A 21,404-nucleotide genomic window follows, 5' to 3' on the forward strand; every position below is an offset into this window, starting at 1 on the left:
ATTGCTGCCCTTGGTGAGCTGCAGAATTCGGCCAACAGTAGTTATAGCCATGCATTACAGTACATTTCCTGATGGGCATGGGGCACTTTGGTTTTGCTCCCGACTTATTCGACCTCTAGAAGGAAATCACCGCCGATACTGAAATCTGCTACCTTGGTTTTCTACACCAGACCGCCGAATGCGTTCTTGCTCCTGGACGTACAGAAGACACGGATGAATTCAACCTTGTCTATGTACCCTCTCGCAAACGAGCGCAGGGGTGGCGCAAACACAGGGGTTGCGAAAGGCCTCAAAGCCGGTCAACACCCTGGTGCGTGTGACAGCAAGAAATTTCCCTGACCCTCCAGACATTTGCCGCATCTGCATGTGGCACGCTCAGACGTGCTTAGCCTAACGGCTCTCCTTACGTCAGCAAACTAAGGAGCATCGAGGGTATGGCAGATATGACTTCATGGGTGTCAGGCTCGGATCCAACATCTAGCCAACTTTACCGGCTCTTCCTGAGATCGGATTCGAGGAAAGTTCGGCATTACCGTGCAGCACGATCCTGTGACTTACTGACAGCATCACGCCATCGGTAGTTGTTTTTACGAGCACGTAAGATCTCGCACTTCAGATTCTCCGCAGCCTTGAGTATCTCCGCGAGAGGTGCCGGCTGCCCAGGCTCCAGCTCCCTGCTCGGAAAGTTATTGCCTGTACAGGCAATGTTAAATTTACCAAGCGCCGAGAGAATCTGCCTCCCATTGAAACCTGTGTAATCTTTATTCAGGGCATCAATGGCGACATTCAGGCTGGAGCTCAAGCCGAGAATATAATTGGACTCCAGCTTAAGCTTATCGGAACCCTTTCGATAGCGCCCGCTTGGGAACGGACACGAATGCCTTTGACTGAAAAAAACTACCCATTTAGCCCATGCTGGTGCTTTCATGAAATTAGGATTTTCTACCTAGTCTTCACTAATATCAGTGAAATAAAGCCACAACGTCTACAGCAAAGAGGGTTTTTCTCGATGCTTGTCCCACCAACCCAGAATTTATTGCCTCATCATGTAAAATCAAACCAAAACGCTCACGCATGGCTTTATTGTTTTCATTCAAACTTCACCCTCATCGAAAGCGCCACTAACTGACCATCCTGCCGCGTACAAGATATGCTTATCCTTATCTTTTAAATACTTAGTATGCGCATCAACCACTACATCGCGACTTTTAACTTTCTTATTTTTATAGGAGCTCTCAAGCCCAAAACCGATTTGAGGTGATGATCTTTTTTGCGCAATAAATGTTTCCACACATGGAGTGGTACATGCAATCGACGGATACAATTTTTTGGCTATATTAATTTTTCGTCCTGGATGGAATGGATCTTCATAATCCACGCGAGAAGGCTCATAAATTTTATCAGGCGCGAAATTCTCTTCGAATTGTTTCATTCGTGCGATAAAATTTTTGATATGCAAATCGTATTTCTTCTCATCCCTCATATAAAAAATCAATGAATTGTAAGCATGCACAAGCTTTTGCCATGACACTGGTTTTCGCTCTGCAAGTAATGGAAGAAACCAAATATCACTTTTAAAATCGATCAATAAGCGAGCCGGCCTCAGACGAAATAGCTCTTTGAAATCAATCTTGTCCTGAACTTTTACTCCATTATAAGTCTTTTCAAGATCGCACATCACTTCTAGTAAACCTTCAACATCTGGCAATATCCAGTGATCAGAAAGTTCGGCCTGTCTAATTTCGCAATATCGGGCCAAAACCCAAAGTGTTTTTTTGTACGGCCAAGAGGTGAATCCTGGAAAACCAAGACCTTTAATAAATTCACTCAGCTTTGGAGGCAGTCCTTGTTTTTTCATAAACCACCGTAAATTGAGAAATTAGACTTAAGTATTCACCACCTAACGAATCGCTTGTACACATTGGAAACGGCCCACCGGGCCCTTGTACTCAATCTAGCATCACTTTGCCCATCAGCACGGGTAGATCAATCATTTCGGCTCGGCCTTCCACTTCCAATTGTCCATCTCCACCTCCTCAGGTGCATTTCCAGGTGAGTCAGCTGGCAATGGACTGACCCATTTCGAGCCTGCGCCATGTACTCAAGGACTCCAAACTGAAGGCTGCTGATAGCCGACTTCCCACGGGTTCGTGGTGCTCCGGACTTGCAGGGGCGGCATGAGTGGCTGGGCTTTCGTGGGTTGGTAACGCGCTCTAACTCGGTATGGCGAAAAGCGCCGGCGCGTAGAGGAGTGGCTGCAGAATAACGAGAGTTACGCTCTGACACGGCGTTCTCACTTGGGACGGAGGGAGAGTGTTTTTACGTTGATCCATTTTTAAAATCAAAGACTATGAAGGTCGTCCAGCCGCCCACATTAAGGACAGCCAAGTCGCATCGATTTCACATTTAAGAGTGGTCGGCCACACTAAGCACCCTACGCAAGCGGAGCACGCAGGCCGGTACGGCCAAAGGTGTGAAGGATGGAAGCCCGTAGGGACGGGACATGGCGGGACGCCGGGGCCCGGTTCACGACAGCCTGCTCGCACACAGCGGCACGCTTACCGGAGGAAACTGCGTCAGACCTGACTGTGCGGTTTAGTATTGCCATTGTGGGCCGAACACGGAGTGCTAACCCATCGCCCTCCCACTATTGCGGTGATCATCAGTTACACGGCTTTCATCGAAAAGGCAGCAGCCACGCTAGCTTCTTTTTTCTGACCTGCACCTAAGAGCAAGTAGACGGTGTCCTTGGTTTCAAAAAAACAGCCTTCCGTGAATGATTTTCCGAAGTTGCTGCGTGCCCACATGGTCGGCTCGAATCGACCCTTGCTGTCCAGGACTACTTCATGAGCGAAAAGTGTCGCAGGAAGCAGCCCGAGCTGCGTCAGTTTTTCCGTCTCTTCAGGCGTCACGATGAGGTCGATCAAAATCCACCGCCGGACGACGCAGAATGGTTTGCTTGGAAACGTCTTTGCTGCCAAAGAGATCAGGTCATCTTGCGTGCCTGTCCAGCCAGGAACCTCTTCCCCCGCGCCGTAAAAGAGCTGCGAGATTTCATCCAACGTCACCATTAAAAAATCCTCACGTTCATTGAGCGCGGCCAGCCACGCGAGCATGTCTATTGACCAATCACTGGCAATCAGAGGTCGATCAGTAAATTAGGATCAAAGCCGGCGCGCTGCGTCGGATACATCTGCAGATGTGAGAGGATGCTGGACTCCAATGCACAGACATAAAAAGCCTCAGTGGAGGTGCCTATCTTGAAACGCATCCCTAGAAGTCTTCTTCCTCTTCCCTAATGTCGACTTCGCCCAGCGCTCCCAAGTGAATTTTCCGACAAGGCAGCTTGGTGATGAATCCGCTTTCGAAAAGCATCCTAGGGATATTCCAAAGCAAGCTCGGCACTTCCCATCTCTCGGTGAGCGGCGTCGTTGCCTCTGCAACGAATGAGTCGAGGTCGAAGTCCTGCGTTGCGACAAATGGCCCAGCGCGGTCATACCCTTCAAATATGCCCGAGGCTATGCAAATGACTTCTCCAGCCTTCACGATCATGACGTTACCTTGAGATTATTCAGGAGGCTTCACCCTCGGCGAAGACGAACACGACTATCACTGCAAAACTCGCGGGGTTAGATGGTTCTGCCCTTGTGAAAGGCGCAGAAACTCACGGAGGCTCGAGCGCCCGTTCCCTCGCTGAAATGTCGCGATCACGTACCGTGAGTTCACCGTTGTCAGCACCCAAAATCGTCCCTCGCGTTCAGCCTTAATAACGTCTGAAGTTCGGAGTAAATGACCATCGCCGAACCGACCGTACTGGTCTTCGCGTTTGTGACCAAAAACTACGCCTATTCCAGTGCGCGCCCTGATTGCGACTCCACAGAGGTAAGCGGTGACTGGCTCCTCAAATCCTTGCTCCTGAGCTTTTATGATTCGCAGAAGTTCGAAATCTGTATGGCGCTTTACGTGAAAACTTACCTCAATCGTGTTCGGCATAATTGCGTTCCTTTGACCGCTCGTATGGCGTGACCAAGAATCCGACACGGAATCATCCAAGCTGATGCCGTGCCGAAAACCTGATGGATTTCAGGCTGCGCGGATCATGCTCGCTAGAAAAATCGGGTTGAGATTGGTCAGCATGTTGCTTTCGAAAGCAGGGTTGTGGGAGCTGTGGTATGTGGAGCCTGTATCTACTTCTACTAGACACACCACGCACTCGTTCTCGTCTTCACCAAGTGTCACCTTGGTCAAAGTTTCCATGCGCCAACCTTTTGTGCCATTCATGTGGGCGGGCGTGACTACCTGAACATCGGTGACGATTGTCTCGGCGTCTTGGGCAATCAAAATTTGCTGTAGCCGGTTTTCGTTGTCGACCATCAGCGCCGCTTCGGTGATTCTGTCTTGGTACTTTGCTTGGACGGTCACGTGATACCAATGGGTTCGTAGCACTCTGGATACCTTCTGCCAATGGCATTGGCCTTCACCGAACATACCAGGGAGGCCAATCATCTCGTTGTCATGGGTTCTGAACATTTTGTGTCTCTAAAGCTCAACGGGCTCGACGTGGGAACCAAGGTTAAAAGAAGGAGAAAGCGGTCTTCAGACTCGCGGGTTGCTCATGTCCTGGGCCAATCAAGACGTAAATCGTGTTTCTAGTTTCGAATACGGCACCGTCATCGAAACTGGTGCACATGCTCGAACGAACCCAGTCGCCTCGTTGGAAACGCCCTTGGCTGTCCTCGATTACATTGTGGGCAAATACGATCATCGGGAGCTGGCCGACTGCATGAACTTTGGTGAGCTCTTCGGGCGTGACATCGATGCGAAAAACTGTCCAGTCTTCAACCAGGCAGTACGCCTTGCCAGAAAAGTTTTTGGAGACGAGAGCTCGAGCTTCTGAACTGCTTGGCAGACCAATACGCGGGGTACGTGGCCTACCTGCAACGTCGGACTCTTCGACGTTATCCATAGAATTTCCTTTCACTAATTTTCGTCAAATTGACAATACGACCCTTCTGGCCGCCGTTCACGGTGGCCGGGCTGACCCACGCCAGCGATGTCCTGGCCTCATGGGTAAGGCCATTAAACCGTTACGAAAGCCGATAGGCAATCATAACGAACCTTTTAATGCGTGTTATGACGGATTGGTGTGTGGCCTTATCCTCAAATTTGCTTGGGGAAAATACCGATGGATGCGGCAGAAGCGCTGGCTGTCGTGGTTCGTGGGATTCGCAGAGGACAAGGCCTGTCTCAAGAGGACGTCAATAGCATCGGGCGCTCTCACCTCAGTCGGATCGAGCGGGGGGAATTAAGCATCACGCTTGACGTCCTGGTACGGCTCGCCGGGATCCTAGATCTCGAACCGGCTGCGCTGATTCTGATGGCAAGCTCGCTGCAAGCTCACGAGTCATTCAATGACGGTCTTAAACGTCTCTCGAAACAGCTGAACAGAATCAAGAAGGCTGGGATCGATCTAGAAATTGAATCACTTGTTCGGGCTGGGAAGCTACCTCCTGGTCGACCAGCCCGATCTGAGGCGGCGGCTAATGCGCTTGAGGCCATTCGATTGAAGAATGACGGAGTGCCCGTTGTGGAAATCGCGGAAAAATTAGGGCTGTCTGAAGCTACTGTTCGCAGATATTTGAAAAAAACCTTACCCGAGCAGCCGTGATTTGGTATGACCAGTAACTTTCACCCCATGACAATGGCGCACGCTGTAATCGATGCCGCTCACATACTCTGGCGTGCTCAGCCCCAAAAATGCGAATAGCGAAGGATGCCTAGCAAGATGGATAACCTTGATCACCTCGATACATTTTTTTTTGGCGGGGAGGCAGAAGCTGAGGCCGAGATCCGGAACGACATATTCGTCGAACCGGGCGCGATTGATGAGCTTTTGAGCTTCCGGAGATCGAGATATAAGGTATTGATTGCCCCCAAAGGAGTGGGAAAAACGATCCTGCTGTCGGTACTGCATGAGTCGATATTGGAGCATGATCAAATTTCATTGCTTCTAACGCCACGCGATTTGGACTGCAAAGATATCTTTGATAAAGCCGCACTTGCAGATCGCATTAGTTGTGCATATAAGCAGTTGCTAATCGCTGCTGCGAGTCACATTGGATCACTGAGTAAAGATATCGCAGTTTCAGACGCTCTTGTTAATTTGCAAAATTTAAGTGTTGATCAAGGTCGTATACGTGAGGATCTGAAATCCAGAGTTACTACCTTTCTAGCAGCTATTGCACCAAAAGGTAAAGATATAGCTGAGGCTGCAAGGGGTATTCAGCGCTTAAACAAATCAGTAAATATTCTTAAAGGCGACGTGCAGTCAGTGCTAAAGCGTAATAAAAACAAGCTTTGGTTGTTGATCGATGATATCGACCTAGCTGCTGTGGACGCTGGGGATAATTACGACTACTCAGCTTGTTGGGCCATCATAAGTGCCGCTATTGACTTGGCCAACGATTTCGACGGTGTGCGATGCTTAATATCGATCCGCTCTGATATATGGCATGTAATGACCAAGGTTAAGCGATTAGGTTCAGAGCGGCTTGATAAAATAAAAAAGAACACCGTGCATCTTGCTTTCGGAGAAGAGGAATTGCGGGAAATGTTTAATCGTCGCGTGGAGTTAGCCAGTCGGGCAGCAGGTGCAGACGCTATCGATATGGATTTGTTTTTCGCTAATCGCTGGCTCGTCCTTCCAGGCGTTAAGGAGGGAAAAAGACCTTGGGATCAATGGGTTGCTAAAAACTCTAGAGATAAACCGAGAGACATGGTTCAGCTTGTACAATCTCTTATAGAAGAAGCTCGGCGGCGCAAAGCGTCTAAGATTGGGGATGCCCACGCTCATGAGATTGTCCTGAGTTTTTCAAAGGATTTAGTGGGAAACATCTCGGCTGAATATCAGCAAATTTGCCCCCAGATTGAAGGCCTAATGAAGTTTGTTGCTCGAAAAACGCTTTTTGAATTCGAGGAAATAGTCGAGTTATTGAAAAAGGCACCTTCAGCACAAAGAATCGATGTAGATGGATTGCGGATGAAGCCGGACGATAAGGCAAATGCGTTGAAGTTACTTGGAATATTGCACATGGCAAACTTCATGAATCCGCGAGTTGAAGTTGATCAACGATATAACCATCTGTTGTTTTCTGCCGTCCCGGATTTTGTGAGTGAAGAGAACTGGAATGAGATGCAAAAAACAAAATGGGAGATACATCCTGCGTTCCATGCATTTGTCAATGAAACCAGATCAAAGAGAAAATGAACAAGCATGTTGATTTAATCCTACCTCCCTACTGTTAGCAGGAGTTCTGGCCCTTTGCTGACTTTTTGAGAAGGCCAATTATTGGTAGTTGCCTGCATCTTTTCCAGGGCAATCTTCGGCCAACAGAAGGCGCTCGCGAACGATTGCTTCTGCGCGTTGCGCACGTGTAACACCTAGCTTCGGCATCGCTAGGAGATAAAGTGAATCGATCTCAGGACTTCTTCATCTTATTCAGCGGGAGCGCTGGGCCACTCTGCCGTTCGTCCATTGGGCGTACGCTTTAAATCTGTTTGAATTTTAGGAAGACCGGAAATCCTATGGTTGCTGAATGCGCGGGGCAGGAAACCAAATGGTGATGGCTTATTGACGATGGCTTTTGGCCTCGATGCCGGCTAGATTTGGTGCTTTCTACGATCAAGGACGGATATGAGAAAGCTCATCGCAGTTATGGGGATGTGTGTCGCACTGGGCGGTTGCGCAACTTCGCACTTCACCGCAGGTCGAGACTTTCCTTCGGCCAATGTAGCGAGCATCACCAAAGGTAAAACCACGACTACAGAGTTGAAGTCGCTGTTCGGTGAGCCCTACGCCAAAAGCGCAGTCACCGAGACCGACGAGAAGTGGGTCTACACATACACCAACGGCTCAGCCCACGCCCAAAGCTATGTCGTCACTATGAAGGTAACGACTACTGGCACTCAGAAAACGCTCGACGTCCTGATCCGCAATGATGTGGTCATCAACTACACATTCAGTGAAGGCCCAGCGCCCGGCACAACCACTGCTACGAACTAAAATCACCACCTTGTCACTGGGCGATTAATCGCGCTCATTCAGATGCTGATGGAGCATGCCCATGGATAGAACGTATGCCTTCGTGGATGAATCCGGGAATTCCGACCTTGATACGTCAAAGAGTGGAAGCTCGGGCTTCTTCATCGTGTGCTCCATTCTAGTGGCAGAGAACGATCTGGATGCTGCCTATGCCCAAGCTGAAGCAATCCGGAAGCTTCATTTTCAAAAAGGTGAGATCAAATCCAGCAACCTGAAGCCCAAGGATTCTGATCGCCGTGCTCGGATCTTGAGCGAGCTGGCCGAGCTCCCATTCAAGCTCTATTTCACCGTCGTTGATAAGTCCCGAATCCACAAAGATGGTGGCCTCCGTATCAAGACGTCGTTCGTTAAATACGTGAACGGGTTGCTCTATGAACGACTATTCAGAGCACACCCTGATCTCCGGATGATCGTAGACGAGCATGGTGGACAGGAATTTCAGGAGAGCCTCAAAGGCTACGTTGTAGAACGGTTCATTGACGACCTGTTTGGCGATGAGGATGCCTTTCAGACGAAGTCCAGTAAGGACAACGTTTTGGTTCAGGTTGCAGATTTTTTCGCCGGCTCGGTGGCTCAGATCTACGAAGAGAAAGCATCGGAAGAAGCAGTTCTCGCCTACAAGAAGATCCTTCGCAGCCAGACTCTCGGCATGCTGGAGTGGCCATCCAAGTACCAGTCTCTTCTGCCGCCGCCGACGAATGAGTCTGGCTATGCAGACTACCAAATACACCAGGAAGCTCTTCGCCAGGCTGACAGTTTTAGCGAGCGGGTTGGTAAGCACTCTGATGAGGATGAGCGCCTGCAGCTAGGCATCTTGCGGTTCTTGAGATTTCAAAGCGAATTCGTCACCAAGGACTACGTGCTGACTACCGAAATCATCGCCCATCTAAAAGACAGTGGGTTCGGAGTGGTTGACGGCCAGAGAATTCGCTCCAGCGGCATTGCCAAGCTTCGCGATGCAGGGGTAATCATCTCTAGCGCGGTCAAGGGTTACAAGATTCCCCAAACGCGTGCGGACATTAACGACTTCCTGCAGCGAGCATCGGGCATCGTCGTCCCTCTTCTCGAGCGCGTTAAAAAGGCACGCGAGGTTTATCGGCTGAGCAGTCGAGGAGAATACGACATCGTCACTGCGGCCAACCTTACTGAGCTAGCCAAACTTCTCACCGCGCTTGAGGCGTTTGCAGATGACTGAGCTATGCAGCAGTACCAACGCGTCGCCGGACGCTGAAATGATCCAAAGAGAAGTCCTGGAGGTGCTGAGCGAGGCCAAGGTGCTCGCACGGAGGTTCTATCGACTGACCGGTAAACCGCTGGGGATTACTGGCGAGGTGGCCGAGTATGAAGCGGCTACGAAACTTGGACTCGAACTGCACCCTGCCAGACAAGCTGGTTATGACGCTACAGAAAGCAAAGACGATGGCGTCGCAAGAATTCAGATCAAAGGCCGATGCATTCTGAATCCGCTAAAGATCACTGGGCGCGTGGGCTCGATTGATTTGAGGCAACCTTTCGATTCCGTGCTGTTAGTGCTGCTTGATTCGGAATTCAATGCCTTTGCAATGTACGAGGCGGGTCGCGCAAAGGTGGAGGCAGCGCTGACCTTGCCAGGGTCGAAATCCAGAAATGAACGGGGAGCATTGGCCATTAGGCAATTCATGTCGATAGCTACGTTGCGCTGGGCTCGCCATGAACCCATCGAATCGTAGAATTCATGACTGCCCGTGGGTCGAATGCAAGGTAGAATTTAGCCCTTACGTTGGACTCTCTGGGGCGAACATGCTGGCAATGATACGGGCATCCAGGAGAGCGTGAGGTGGAAGTGGAATCCCGTCGTTTATGGCATCTAGAGTGGTTGCGTCAGTGGGGTAATTCCGGACATTCCTTGGCCATTTCCCATCGGCATATGCGAGTTCGCAGAAAAGCTCCCAGTCATACTGTGGAGCGTCTGTGACAATTTCCAAGGCTTCGTCGAACGACGCAAGAAACTCCAACAACGCTGATCTTGCCCCAATGATCGGTAGTGCATAGCTTCCGCCCCAGAGCTGCGGAAGGACGATCTTTACGACGAAGTCGCTGCAGTCTGATTCCCGCCATGTGTTGAGTAATTCCACGTAGAACTCGCGCCCATCCTCGGCCACCAATGCGAGCGATATAAGCTTCGCTGACGCTGAGAGCTGGGAAAACTCGCAATCAAGAAAGAGCCTCATGCTGTTAGCACTCCATAATGACTAGGGCTCGCCTACATATGGCGCAGGAAGGTCACCCATGGGAGATGGCCCTCGAGCATCTGGGCTCAGACGGGCTGCTTCAAGCGGTCATAGATATGTGGAGTCGCGCCGCCCCTCCGCCCAGACCAGTCGTTGAGCACCTATCCACCGACAAGGTGAGCCAGTAAGTCCTGAATATACTGAAAATTGCCCAGCGAGTCGGTGCCTTTGTACCAGATCGAATGCCGGTTACAGGCACGGTCACGTTGTACGCTCGTCACGCGAGTGACTTCGTTGATGGGCTCTTACACGACTGCCGAAGGAGTAGTTTTCGCGAGCTGTGAGAGGCTCGCGTACTGAAATCGAGCTGGGAATTTGACGTTCATGCAGGTTCTCCAAGGACACCAGTCAGCAACAATCCTAGTAGAATTTGTGGAGCTAAGTGCCGCCCCTTTGAGATGTTCTATGAACTCTGAGTTAACTGAAGAAGAAATGCGTCGTGCCCTGTTCGGTACGGCTCAGCCCGACGAACAGGTGCCTGCTCCTCTAGTACAGGAGCCTGTGCCAGAGACTGTTTTAACGAAGCCGGCAGCCGCGCCCGTAGCCAAGAAAAAGGTGGCGAAAGCGTTTACGCCTAGGCTCAGGGTCACGCTCCGGGTTGGGAACGAATTTGAGGGGAAGATGCACGAGGTGATTCATGAGGCCGACACGTTGAGCTCGCTGCTTGCCGAACAAGAGGCAGTCAAGGCTGCCAGGAAGAAATACAAGTATGTGGAAGTAGTCTCGGTCAAATCGATGTAGACGCCCTCGCTTCCTTGGTTGGGCGGCTGATCGTGTGTTCGTCAGGATCATTGATGGCGCCTGCAGTGAACTGCTGTCATAAACCGAGTCAATTGGCGATGGCAGGCGTCTTGGCGCTACAGGCTTTCATCCTTATCTGAGAGATGTGCTGACGCGGCTGCTGACCCAATTAGCAAGTGAGATTTGGAAATTTGCTGCCCCGTCAGTGGGTATCTACCTGGGCCATCTGAAGTGGCTTCGGCAGATGCTTCCACTGTTTTTGACCGTTTTCTGGCTGCTCTGGATTGTAGTTGCCGATGCACAGCAACCACCTATCACCTGATCTAGCGACAGAGTGACAACATCTTATTTTTTTACGGGGCAGTTTCTGGCGTCGTGGTTTCTGCCGTTGCAAATGCTGCAGCGACGAGCCTCTGGGCATGTTTGCGCGTTATGCCCAGTCTTATTGCAGACTGAGCAGCGATTAACATTTGGACAATTTCTTAGAGTGTGGTTTCCCGCACCACAAGCACTACAAGACATAGTTTTTCCTCATTAAAAATGATTGTATTAATCGAGTCCGTATTAATTCTTTGCCATGATAACTTTTTGAATCGACTCCTGATCATAACCTCGACTTTTAAGTTCATTATTGGCCGCGCCAGCTTTCATAGGGGAGGAGCTGCGCTCTTTCTTCAAAATCGCCAGGAGCTCATCATCCGCAAGAGTTGGCATTAGCTCTTTGTATTCCCGAGACCGATCCCCAGCGGCTTTTACCTCTTTCACCGCGTAGGCGCCGGCCTTCAACGCGAGTCCCCCTGCCTTATCCCAGAAGCCCATATCCATCTCCCTGTTGAAAAATGCGAACTGGATCCACAGCCCAGTAGCACAATGCTACTAGAGTGATGGCATTTTGACTACGCAAGGCAGCAAGCACAAGGTGTGTTCCCTGGCCGCTCAGCAAAAGATGACAGGCAGTTACGAGCTGCTGTCTGCAACCATTTGGGGCGTCCGTTCAGCCTGACAGGCGACGCCGTCCAGCTCCGCCCAATTCAGCATCGACAACTTCACTAAGATCCGACCCGGAATGCGAGGAGATCGGACGTCTTCTCTCAGGTACACTCCAATTTTTGAGATTGTGGAGCCAGGATGACAAGGGAATGGCGAGCATCCGCTTGGGGGCGGCTGCTGACGAAATCCGACACCTGGCGCCTCTGGGTCGAAGATGGATGCCTTTTGCTGAAGTTGCGCGAGGCCACTGTGAAGATAAACCCCCACAATCTCGCAAGTGTGGAGGTGAATCGGGGGGTGCTGTGGACGGACTTAACATTCTTCCAAGACCGCCAATACCATATAGATGGTTTGCCCAACTCCAAAGAACCCTCGCTGACCCAGGAATTGGGGAGATTGCTTCAGGTAGCCAGGCGCAACCAGTTTGAGGGCTGCTATTCATCCATAAAGGGCTGGTTGGACGAGGTCGCGTCGGCCATTACCACTGCAGATTCCCAGCACCACTGGTTAACCCACGAAAAACAGCAAGCTCTCATTGATGCCAAACCGACTCTTAGTATTGACGACCAGGCATTAACCAAGCTCTTCCAAACTTCCGATGTTCAATCTTCTCTCGGTGAACGTGCCGAAGTAGTCCACCAGAATCTCGACGCCTGGATGTGTGATTGGAAAGAATCGTGGACTGCACGAAATGACGCACACATGCTGCGGGAGTTGGATGGATGCAAGGAGCTACTCGCAAACGTCGAAAGCAAGCCACTAACCGATGAACAATCACGGGCGGTCATATGCTTTGACAACCGAGTCCAAGTCATCGCATCCGCAGGCTCGGGTAAAACATCGACCATGGTTGCCAAGGCAGTTTATGCCCTGCACCGCGAGCTAGTTTCGCCCAAATCGATTGTCATGCTTGCCTTTAACAAGGATGCAGCCAGCGAGCTGCAGGCGCGGGTCTCAGCATCACTGAACCGGCTCGGCATCGAAGACGTGGAAGTAGAGGCCAAGACTTTCCACGCTTTGGGGCTATCCATAATTGCTGAAGCCACAGGCCGCAAACCTCATGTCCCAAATTGGGCAGTGGAAAGCCAGCTTGGATTCCAGAAGCTTTTGAGCATAGTCGACGACCTGAAGGATCAGTCCGAATTGTTCAGGACACAGTGGGATCTGTTCCGCTTGGTGCTAGGACGAGATGTACCTGCGGCTGCGGAGGAGCAGTCGTTTGAGGCATGGGACAAAGAGGGACAAGGCCGACTCGTCTCATTGAGCGGCGAGCTTGTCGCAAGCCAAGAGGAGCGAATAATCGCTAACTGGTTGTTCTACAACGGTGTCGAATATCAGTATGAAAGGTGTTACGAGCACGACACTGCCACGGCGATGCACCGTCAATACTTTCCCGACTTTTATTACCCCGCCATCGATCTCTACCACGAACATTTCGCTCTAGATTCTCAGGGCAACCCTCCCGAGCATTTCAAGGACTATTCACAAGGCGTGGTCTGGAAGCGCGACACACACAAACGGTTGGGCACAGCCCTGATCGAGACGACCTCACATCAATTACAGATCGGGGAGATTTTTGATCATCTATCCAAGGAATTAACCGCTCGCGGTATTGCTCTCGATCCAAACCCAGATCGACCAATTCCTGCGAAGGGCATGGTACCGATGGAGCATGTCGACTTGGTCAAGCTGCTTCGCATGTTCATCACGCACTTCAAAAGTAACAGCCTGAGCATGGAGCAAATGTCAGATCGCATTCGAGATTTGCCGCCAGGGGCATTCAAATACCGTTTCGAAGCGTTCCTTGATCTTGCCGGCCCTGTGATCGACGGGTGGAACATGGTTCTGGCCCAAGAGCGGGGAATCGATTTCGAGGACATGATTAACATGGCGGCTGAACGGCTGGAGCAAGGACATCCGTCCCCATACAGCCTTGTAATGGCTGATGAATATCAGGACGCCTCAAGGGCCAGAGCTCGCCTGTGCCGCGCCCTAGTCGCGGAACCCGGTCGCCATTTGTTTGCTGTAGGGGACGACTGGCAATCGATCAACCGTTTTGCTGGGGCGGACATATCCGTAATGACAGGGTTCCGAGACTGGTTCGGTCACGGTCAAATCTACCGTCTCGCCACCACATTTCGGTGTCCGCAACAGATATGTGATGTGTCTAGCCGATTCGTCTCAAAGAACCCAGCTCAGCTGGAGAAGATGGTCACGTCAGTGACACCTGCTATTGGCCCTGCTATCCAGGCATTCCAGGTTCTCGACAGAAACCAGATCCAAGACACCATTAACCAGTACCTAAAAAACCTCTATCACAAGCTGATTGATGGTGAGATACCTCCGGGCAAAAATGGCAAGGTGAGTGTTTTCATTCTGGGGCGTTATAAAAACGACCGACAGTACGTTCCAGATAGCTGGCAGTATCATTTCGGCGACCGTATCGAGCTCAAATTTAAGACGATCCATGCCTCCAAAGGTGACGAGGCAGAATACGTTCTGCTCCCTGGTATGGTGGCTCGCGGATTCCCGAATCTAAAAAGCGATGACTCAGTGCTCGAACTGGTGATGCCAGCCGGCGACACATACCCACACAGCGAAGAGCGTCGTCTGTTCTATGTGGCTCTGACTCGGGCTCGTCGATCAGTCGCGATGTTCACTGTGATGGGAAAAAATTCGCCGTTCCTGGATGAGATGGTTAAAGAGGGTGCCATCAAGCTCACCAGTATTCGCGGAGAGCCCATCCATGAAGACAGGTGCCCCTTATGCAAACAAGGAGTGATCGTCTCTAAGGAAGGCCCATATGGCCAATTCCGCTCATGCTCAAGCTATCCGATGTGTAATTTCAAGCCTAAGCAACAGAAGAGACCTGCCGCGCGGAGTACCGGGGCTTCCGACAGGGGCCCTTGGTGATCCATTTGTTTAGGGTCTTCCGCTCGGAAAACGAGCTCAGGAAAACTGGGAATGGCTAACAGGTGGCTACGAGATCCAATTTTCACCTGCAGCCAACGGGTCTCTATATAAGTTGCGGAGGCTAGCGTTTTGAATGGCCAGCTCTCAAAGCCGGCCACCACCTGGTCAGCTTGTAAGCGCTCGCCCAACACACCTTGCGTGGTTAACGGGCGCCCACCTAATGCGGCACAACGCTGTAATTTCACTGGTTCGACAGACTATGATTAGCATTTCACTAAGCCCGTCCACCTATCTCAGCAGGGAGTATCTATTGAAAGCCGCTTTTTTGTAGCGGTGTGGCCGCGCTTTGGGCGACCACCACTGTGAAAATTGTTACTGATGTTGAAAGTTTCGAACTATTGCCGCATTCGTTCGGTAGTAGCTGAGTGATCTAGGTCTAGTGAAATTGTCTAGGCTGTTTGGCTAAATTATCTATTAATTAGGTGGCTTATGTTTTTTTTGAAGATGCTTTTATGGGGGATGGGTGCAGTTGGCGTTTTGGCTCTTCTGATTTCATCCATTACCTCGGCAATGAAGGCTAAGCCTGAGGATGGCACGTCTTCCTTTTGGATGATGATATTCATGATAGTGGTCTCCTGTCCACTCTACATCTATATCATGCCAGAGGATAAAGAGGTGGCGACGCCCAAGGTCTATGCTGCTCCTAAGGTTGAAGTTGATCCTCTATTGGAGGCCCGTCGAGAAAGGGCTAGGGAAATTGATCGAGAGAACAAGCGCATGGAGGAGTATGCCGATAAAGAGCACAAGGAACTCTCAGCAAGGTCTACTAGAGTCGCAGTGAATCCTTCCTCTGTGAATGGAATGGCTGAGTATCGTTACTATCTGAAGAGCGGGAAAGTTGTTTCTTGCTTGCGAGGTTTCGATGGCGATGTTTTAGCGTTCAATTGTACTAAGTATAATTTTGATTGATAGTAATGCAGCTGTGCCTATGGTGCCGGTGTGGGGGGGTGCTACCTGGGCCACGGAAAGCTAAGCTGGTCAGAGTAGTGGCTTAGTTTAAATTTGGTTATCAACTGCATTTCTGCGGTCGGGTCATGCGACACGGCCCTATTATCGCTTGAGACATGCGTAAGCGTGTTTCTCCTACCTCTCTATGCCAAGTAGGCCAGTCGTCGTGCCAGCGGCTGTCTGAGGGCTCTACCGGGGCTTTCAAGCGCTGCGACAGTCGTAGTTTCAACGGTCGAGCGAAGAGGTTGCTCTCTCAGCTCCTGTGGGCGTGGAAAGGCCCTCAGGGGCGTCCTGGGTGATTTCCAGTATAGTTAGTCCCGCCATTCTCCCTGAATACCAACGTTTAGCTTCACGCCTCAATTGAGCGGAGATGAAGGTCTTTTTCCCCGGTGGTGAATCATAAACGTAAGCAATGGGATGGACGCCCCCGCCCATAATCGTATCGCCGTGCCAGAGTGAGTGGTGTCTCCGCTGATGCACCTGCGCCGGTGAAGACAACAACATGCTGAGCCTTCCGCAATTGCTGAGCCAGGGTATTGGTGGTCATGAGCATGCCTTGAGGCCGGAATTCAGTTCAGGTTTCCACATTACTTAATCTACAGACACCGGCCTAGGGTATCCCAGGCATAGCCAAACCTGGGTAGAGAATTATTCCTGAGCTGCTGAACTCATTTGAGTTGGTAGGCATGGGCCAACCTGCATCTGACGTTGTCGCGTGACTAAAGGACTAATTCAATTGAGCAGTCTCCAAATACTACATGCGCACGTCAGCGCAGCGACTAGCCGGATACTTCAGTAGTAAGAGAAATTTCCGCCGGGTACGAATCGCCCCGAAGGAACGATCTGAATGCATGGACGCATAAACATGAAAATCTCTCAAGTGTCAATTTATGCAAAATTATTAGAGATCATTGATTTTAAAAGGTTTTTAATAGTATCACTAGACTGACATGAAACATTTTCAATGTGGTTGTACATAAACTTTTTTCGCTTTAGCCTACAAAAATATGGCGTTTTGGGGACTTGCGATGAAGCTCTTGACAAAGGTAGGAAGCAAAAGGACTTTGAAGCTTCTAAATGATAAGGGAGAGGAGCTTACGCTTTTTACTCAATTCAGAGATGAGTTATACAACATCAGCAAACTCGCGCCAAACACAATCGCTCAATATCTTGACCATGTAACTAGATTCATCGAATTCATTTTTGCCTGCGTTTTGCTGAAATCCAAATACGGGGCATCACTTAGTTATATTTTTCCAACATATGAAAAATATCTACTCGGAAATTCTCAGGACAATCCTGGAGTTTCGTCACTAGCACGAGCGCTTACCGGGCGAACGCGAAATGCTCAGCAATACAGCCTAGTGCCTATTGAGGCCGCACTAAAACGATTTCTCTGGTTCTCGAGTATTTCTTGTGACCGCTCGCTAGGACTCGAAAGTTATCTAGACGGTTGCCTCCGAACTCGTCCTTTCACCTTCAACGAAATAAAGAGTCAGCGCGCGAAAGCCGAAGCATATGGTCTGCAAAAGGCCAGAGCGGCTGCGATTTCCGGTGCCACACGTTATGAAAACCTGTTCCAGTGCACTAAGCAATTCGATGAAAATCACGACCAAAATACTTGGCAGCCTGCTAAGGCTATTGCGTCGGATAAAACGGATCTTTTTGTCGACAGCTTACCAACATATCGAGATAAGGCTATCGCATGCGCCAAGCTCGCTTTCGGCCTACGGGGCAGCGAAGTTCTAGGGCTGACGGATGCTGACATAAATGCTGATACTCGAGAAGTTCGCTGCGTTGACAACAGGTCACTGGCGAGGAGCGAAGCTGACGCTGACAAGTACGGATACAAAGGGAGGGATACGCCCGAAACAATGGGCCATGATCCGTGGCTAGGACAGTTTTTCAAGTTCCTGGAATTATACGAGCGCTTCGAACGCGTTCCCAACGTCGGGCATTCCTTTTGTTTCCAAATACTTCACGGAGAGAATCGGGGCAAGCCCTTATATACCGCGCACAGGTCATCAGCAAACAGAATATTCCATCGAGCGGCAAGGAAAGCAGGCGTCGAACTTCCACCAGGAATTGCCGAACACTCAATGCGTCATCACTATGGCGTATATACCCGCCACGATGCTCCTACTTTATCCGGAAACGGGTTCCCGGAATTAGTCACTCAAACCTACATGGGTCACAAAAAAGCAAGTTCTACCAGAAAATACACCAAGAAATCTCATAGAGAGTGGATAGACACTGCCAATGAAATTCAGAACTCCTCACGCCCCTCGGATCTTTTGGATAATAACTAATGCTTAATCTTACCAACAACATAGTCTTCAGAGATGCCGGCGCTGACCTATCGATAAAAATCAATGAAGCGCTTGCAGATACATGTCAGGTGCTATACAACAGCCTTTATCCGGACACAGATATTAAGTATTTTGACCTTAATAAAATCTCTGGAACGTCAAGAAACCCTAACATCAAGCTTTCATTCTTGCTGGATTTTTATGGCAAGAACTTTGAGTTCGATCATAGCTGGGTTGCGATGATTTTTGATGTGGTTGTGAATATACCATCGAAACATTGGGGTTCCGACAGCCACAGTATCTTAAAAAAGTTAGGCATAACTGAAATTCGTCGCTCACAAGGTATTGGCTTACATGTCATACGTGGCCTGCATGTATTCCTTATTGCTCTATGGGCAAGGGGGGCAATATTACTCCCGATGTCATTTTCACTGCCGAAAAACAGGAAGACTCACGGGCATGTAAATATTGACTCGCACAAAGTCGATAGCGCATACGACTTCTACCCACCCCTGCTGAAAATCATCCGACTGCCTTTCCAAGGCGGCATGGTAGACGATAGAGTTATCAACATAGGCAATTGCATTCCGACCACCTCCAGAACAAACTACAACTACACAGCGTGGCGGCCAATCATAGCAAGTAGCTGGCATGAAACCTCTGACATTAACCTTGAAGAGCTCCAGCAATTATTTACCTACATACTTAATAATAGAAAGTCTGAAACACACCAAGATTACAGGATTAGCGCGATTGCATGGGCGCGCCCGTTTTTCGAGTATGATGAAGCCCTCTTGGACTTCACGAAAGCGGAGCTACGTGAGGCAATGCGCTCAGACGACAATGTATCTGTCCTTGAGAACCATGAGTATTCCTTACAAAGAGATACGTGGAGCATCTGGATAGATACCTACGTTGATATGCTATACGAAACAGGTCGAGTAAAGGATACGACATCTATAGCAACAGCCTTGGGAAAGCTAACATCCTATTTCTTTGAATACACCGTAGGATTAGGGGTAGAACCACCACCTCTTGAGGAAGTTACCAGGGCACACATTGATGGATCCGGTGTTGCTGACCCGCTGAGGAGTTTTATAAAAACCCAAAGTGAAATGTCGAAAATCATTAATTTTTTTGAATACGTCTCTGCCATATTAGGCACACAAGGAATCACCTTCACCAACCCTCTTACAAGGTATGACAAAAAAGCTGAATCAAAGCCAACAAAAACCAACAAAAAGACAATGGCATTCAATTCTTTTCGCCTTTTTTATGCGCTTTCCTATTCCATCTTAAGCTTGATCTCTTATCTAAACTCAACCATCAAAAGCAAACAGTACGATGTCATTGAGAAAATCTTACTTTCAGCATCAATAAGAAACCCGATAATAGAAACTGAGCTGCTAGGTTACGTACCGGTTGTAAACTACATTGACATCCAGGGCAAGCGGCATGTCATCCCACTCAAGTACATTCCATTTAACCTCCTGTGCCTGGAACAACTGCCGGTAGGTAGAGACACAGCTAAAAAATTCAAAAGCATAGCAACGCCAGACAACATTGGTGCAGTGATAATTGCACTGGAAACATCCATTAGATTTATACACATACGCTGGCTTGATAAGTACCTTATAGCCAAGGACTTCCCAAAGCTCAAAGATGACTTTACAGCTATGCTAAGCACTTTGGGTTCAGACCCTTTCTTTCAATTTTTCGTAAATACCGACAAAAGCGGCGCCCCATGGATTCGCCCAACTAGCACTCGCGTACTTTACGTATGCTCTGTAGTAAATAGCTATAAAAAATTAGTCGCTCGTAACCATTACAAAAAAAAGCTGCAATATACGCACCATGATTTGACTCATTACCCATGGATTGCTCCAATATTCCACGACAATGATAGGGATACAGTGCTCACTGAAGACCAATATCGTCAACACTTCAAACAGCTGATCTATTTCTTCAACCAGATCAAGGTGATAGACAATCAATCACCAACCGACCCGCTACCATTCTCGGAGTTAGACTTTACTCAAAAGCAATCGTATGAGGTAGCTTACTCTCTTAACAACAAATTTAAGACCGAATATACACCACATGGGATAAGAGCAACGGTAATCTCACTGAGCTCAACCTTTCTAAGTGAGGAGCACATCGGGGAAAACATCAGCGGCCATAAGAAAGCATCAGTAAATAGATATTGCGTTGTAACTAAGGAACTGGTACAGGATGTACACCTTCTAGCATCAGCGACGATCATGAATTCGATGATGTGGACGAAAGCATCAGATGTACCTGTGCCATCGAGCGCTGAAAGGTTATTACAAACCTCGTTCGCACTCAAACCTCCAGAAGGCAATTCACTCACCAATAAGGAAATTCTCCAGAGCTTTCACCAACTCTCTATATTTCCAACTCACTTCTGCATGGTTAGTGGAGTTTGTCCCACAAAGATCATTGAAACCATAGGTGAATACAAATGTGGGCAGTGCTATCTAGGATTAAAATCACCAGGCCATATCAATGCTATTCTAGCGCTTTTGAGAAACATCGCTGCTGAAATTGATGAAAGCAAAAACCATCTTAAATATCTTAACACCGATAGTTTGTCTGACGGTGCCTTCAGCGCCCTTGAAAAGAAGCACCTTGATTTGATTAATGAATTCAGTGCATGGTCGCTGACAGCAGAGCATATCATTAAACATAAAGGCACCCTGGAAGGAAAATTCCTTACCATTGCCGACGAAGATACAGAAATAGCACTCCTCGAGATTCCTGAGAATAACGCCCTGTTAAACCTCATGGCTCGGGCTAATGATGCGATCAGGTACCCTAGCTTATCTAACTCTAGCCTAAAGAAAGATATCTTCAGGATGACCGCGCAACTCATGCGCATGGACAAAAGCTTTGTTGAAATTCTCAACTACGAAAGCACTGACGAGTTAATCTCAGAATTTCGTGGAAAGCTGGAAACCCTACTTATCGCGACAGGCTCGACGCTTGAAAACCTATCATCTAGGCTCAAAAGTGATAGCACGCCTCACATCCCTATTCTGAACATTTAGGTCG

At 49.2% G+C, this 21,404-nt stretch carries 19 protein-coding genes; 10 read left to right on the forward strand and 9 right to left on the reverse strand.

The features are described 5' to 3' along the window. Positions 1-962: 962 nt before the first annotated feature. From HYI44_RS29315 to HYI44_RS19395, 7 genes are all read right to left on the reverse strand, one after another. Positions 963-1,097 carry a hypothetical protein gene (locus HYI44_RS29315; protein WP_263868765.1) on the reverse strand — a complete coding sequence of 45 codons (135 nt, stop codon included), beginning with the start codon at positions 1,095-1,097 and terminating at the stop codon, positions 963-965. After that, complete coding sequence (locus tag HYI44_RS19370) at positions 1,094-1,858, reverse strand: hypothetical protein (protein WP_225570227.1); 765 nt, start codon at positions 1,856-1,858, stop codon at positions 1,094-1,096. The genes HYI44_RS29315 and HYI44_RS19370 overlap by 4 nt, the downstream gene beginning before the upstream one ends. An 808-nt stretch (positions 1,859-2,666) precedes the next feature. Then, positions 2,667-3,116 (reverse strand): DUF6957 family protein, encoded by a 450-nt coding sequence (locus HYI44_RS19375; protein WP_225570228.1) that lies wholly within the window; start codon positions 3,114-3,116, stop codon positions 2,667-2,669. Positions 3,117-3,273: 157 nt separating this feature from the next. Further along, positions 3,274-3,552: a hypothetical protein gene (locus tag HYI44_RS19380; protein WP_225570229.1), complete on the reverse strand. Its 279-nt coding sequence runs from the start codon at positions 3,550-3,552 to the stop codon at positions 3,274-3,276. A gap of 57 nt (positions 3,553-3,609) precedes the next feature. Further along, positions 3,610-3,993, reverse strand: coding sequence for a hypothetical protein (locus HYI44_RS19385; protein ID WP_225570230.1), 384 nt, complete (start codon positions 3,991-3,993; stop codon positions 3,610-3,612). Between the two features lie 90 nt (positions 3,994-4,083). After that, on the reverse strand, positions 4,084-4,530 hold the full coding sequence (locus HYI44_RS19390; protein ID WP_225570231.1) for a hypothetical protein: 447 nt from the start codon (positions 4,528-4,530) through the stop codon (positions 4,084-4,086). 43 nt (positions 4,531-4,573) lie between these two features. Continuing rightward, positions 4,574-4,966, reverse strand: coding sequence for a DUF6957 family protein (locus HYI44_RS19395; RefSeq protein ID WP_225570232.1), 393 nt, complete (start codon positions 4,964-4,966; stop codon positions 4,574-4,576). A 219-nt stretch (positions 4,967-5,185) separates the two neighbouring features. Between HYI44_RS19395 and HYI44_RS19400 the strand changes: the two genes are divergently transcribed. From HYI44_RS19400 to HYI44_RS19420, 5 genes are all read left to right on the forward strand, one after another. After that, on the forward strand, positions 5,186-5,668 hold the full coding sequence (locus HYI44_RS19400) for a helix-turn-helix domain-containing protein (RefSeq protein WP_225570233.1): 483 nt from the start codon (positions 5,186-5,188) through the stop codon (positions 5,666-5,668). 117 nt (positions 5,669-5,785) lie between these two features. Then, positions 5,786-7,267 carry a P-loop ATPase, Sll1717 family gene (locus HYI44_RS19405; protein ID WP_225570235.1) on the forward strand — a complete coding sequence of 494 codons (1,482 nt, stop codon included), beginning with the start codon at positions 5,786-5,788 and terminating at the stop codon, positions 7,265-7,267. A gap of 426 nt (positions 7,268-7,693) precedes the next feature. Continuing rightward, positions 7,694-8,062 (forward strand): hypothetical protein, encoded by a 369-nt coding sequence (locus tag HYI44_RS19410; RefSeq protein WP_225570237.1) that lies wholly within the window; start codon positions 7,694-7,696, stop codon positions 8,060-8,062. Positions 8,063-8,123: 61 nt separating this feature from the next. Further along, positions 8,124-9,296, forward strand: a complete 1,173-nt coding sequence (locus HYI44_RS19415; RefSeq protein ID WP_225570238.1) for a DUF3800 domain-containing protein — start codon at positions 8,124-8,126, stop codon at positions 9,294-9,296. Beyond that, positions 9,289-9,810, forward strand: coding sequence for a hypothetical protein (locus HYI44_RS19420; RefSeq protein WP_225570239.1), 522 nt, complete (start codon positions 9,289-9,291; stop codon positions 9,808-9,810). The genes HYI44_RS19415 and HYI44_RS19420 overlap by 8 nt, the downstream gene beginning before the upstream one ends. 45 nt (positions 9,811-9,855) lie before the next feature. On the opposite strand, the gene HYI44_RS19425 is transcribed toward HYI44_RS19420, so the two are convergent. Continuing rightward, the gene (locus HYI44_RS19425; RefSeq protein ID WP_225570240.1) at positions 9,856-10,311 is read right to left on the reverse strand and encodes a 3'-5' exoribonuclease; all 456 of its coding nucleotides are present in this window, start codon (positions 10,309-10,311) and stop codon (positions 9,856-9,858) included. Positions 10,312-10,776: 465 nt separating this feature from the next. On the opposite strand from HYI44_RS19425, the gene HYI44_RS19430 reads away from it, so the two are divergent. Next, the gene (locus HYI44_RS19430; RefSeq protein WP_225570241.1) at positions 10,777-11,112 is read left to right on the forward strand and encodes a hypothetical protein; all 336 of its coding nucleotides are present in this window, start codon (positions 10,777-10,779) and stop codon (positions 11,110-11,112) included. Between the two features lie 564 nt (positions 11,113-11,676). On the opposite strand, the gene HYI44_RS19435 is transcribed toward HYI44_RS19430, so the two are convergent. Further along, positions 11,677-11,931 (reverse strand): hypothetical protein, encoded by a 255-nt coding sequence (locus HYI44_RS19435; RefSeq protein WP_225570242.1) that lies wholly within the window; start codon positions 11,929-11,931, stop codon positions 11,677-11,679. Positions 11,932-12,240: 309 nt separating this feature from the next. On the opposite strand from HYI44_RS19435, the gene HYI44_RS19440 reads away from it, so the two are divergent. The 4 genes from HYI44_RS19440 to HYI44_RS19455 all read left to right on the forward strand — a co-directional run bounded on the left by HYI44_RS19440 (position 12,241) and on the right by HYI44_RS19455 (position 21,400). After that, positions 12,241-15,015 (forward strand): UvrD-helicase domain-containing protein, encoded by a 2,775-nt coding sequence (locus HYI44_RS19440; RefSeq protein ID WP_225570243.1) that lies wholly within the window; start codon positions 12,241-12,243, stop codon positions 15,013-15,015. 489 nt (positions 15,016-15,504) lie between these two features. Next, positions 15,505-15,984: a hypothetical protein gene (locus HYI44_RS19445; protein WP_225570244.1), complete on the forward strand. Its 480-nt coding sequence runs from the start codon at positions 15,505-15,507 to the stop codon at positions 15,982-15,984. 1,067 nt (positions 15,985-17,051) lie between these two features. Next, complete coding sequence (locus tag HYI44_RS19450) at positions 17,052-18,332, forward strand: site-specific integrase (protein WP_225570245.1); 1,281 nt, start codon at positions 17,052-17,054, stop codon at positions 18,330-18,332. After that, the gene (locus HYI44_RS19455; RefSeq protein WP_225570246.1) at positions 18,332-21,400 is read left to right on the forward strand and encodes a hypothetical protein; all 3,069 of its coding nucleotides are present in this window, start codon (positions 18,332-18,334) and stop codon (positions 21,398-21,400) included. Before HYI44_RS19450 ends, HYI44_RS19455 begins: the two co-directional genes overlap by 1 nt. The last annotated feature ends 4 nt before the right edge of the window (positions 21,401-21,404 follow it).

Origin of the sequence: Pseudomonas sp. Y24-6 (assembly GCF_020295325.1) — a bacterium.
Taxonomy (GTDB): Bacteria; Pseudomonadota; Gammaproteobacteria; order Pseudomonadales; family Pseudomonadaceae; genus Aquipseudomonas; species Aquipseudomonas gregormendelii.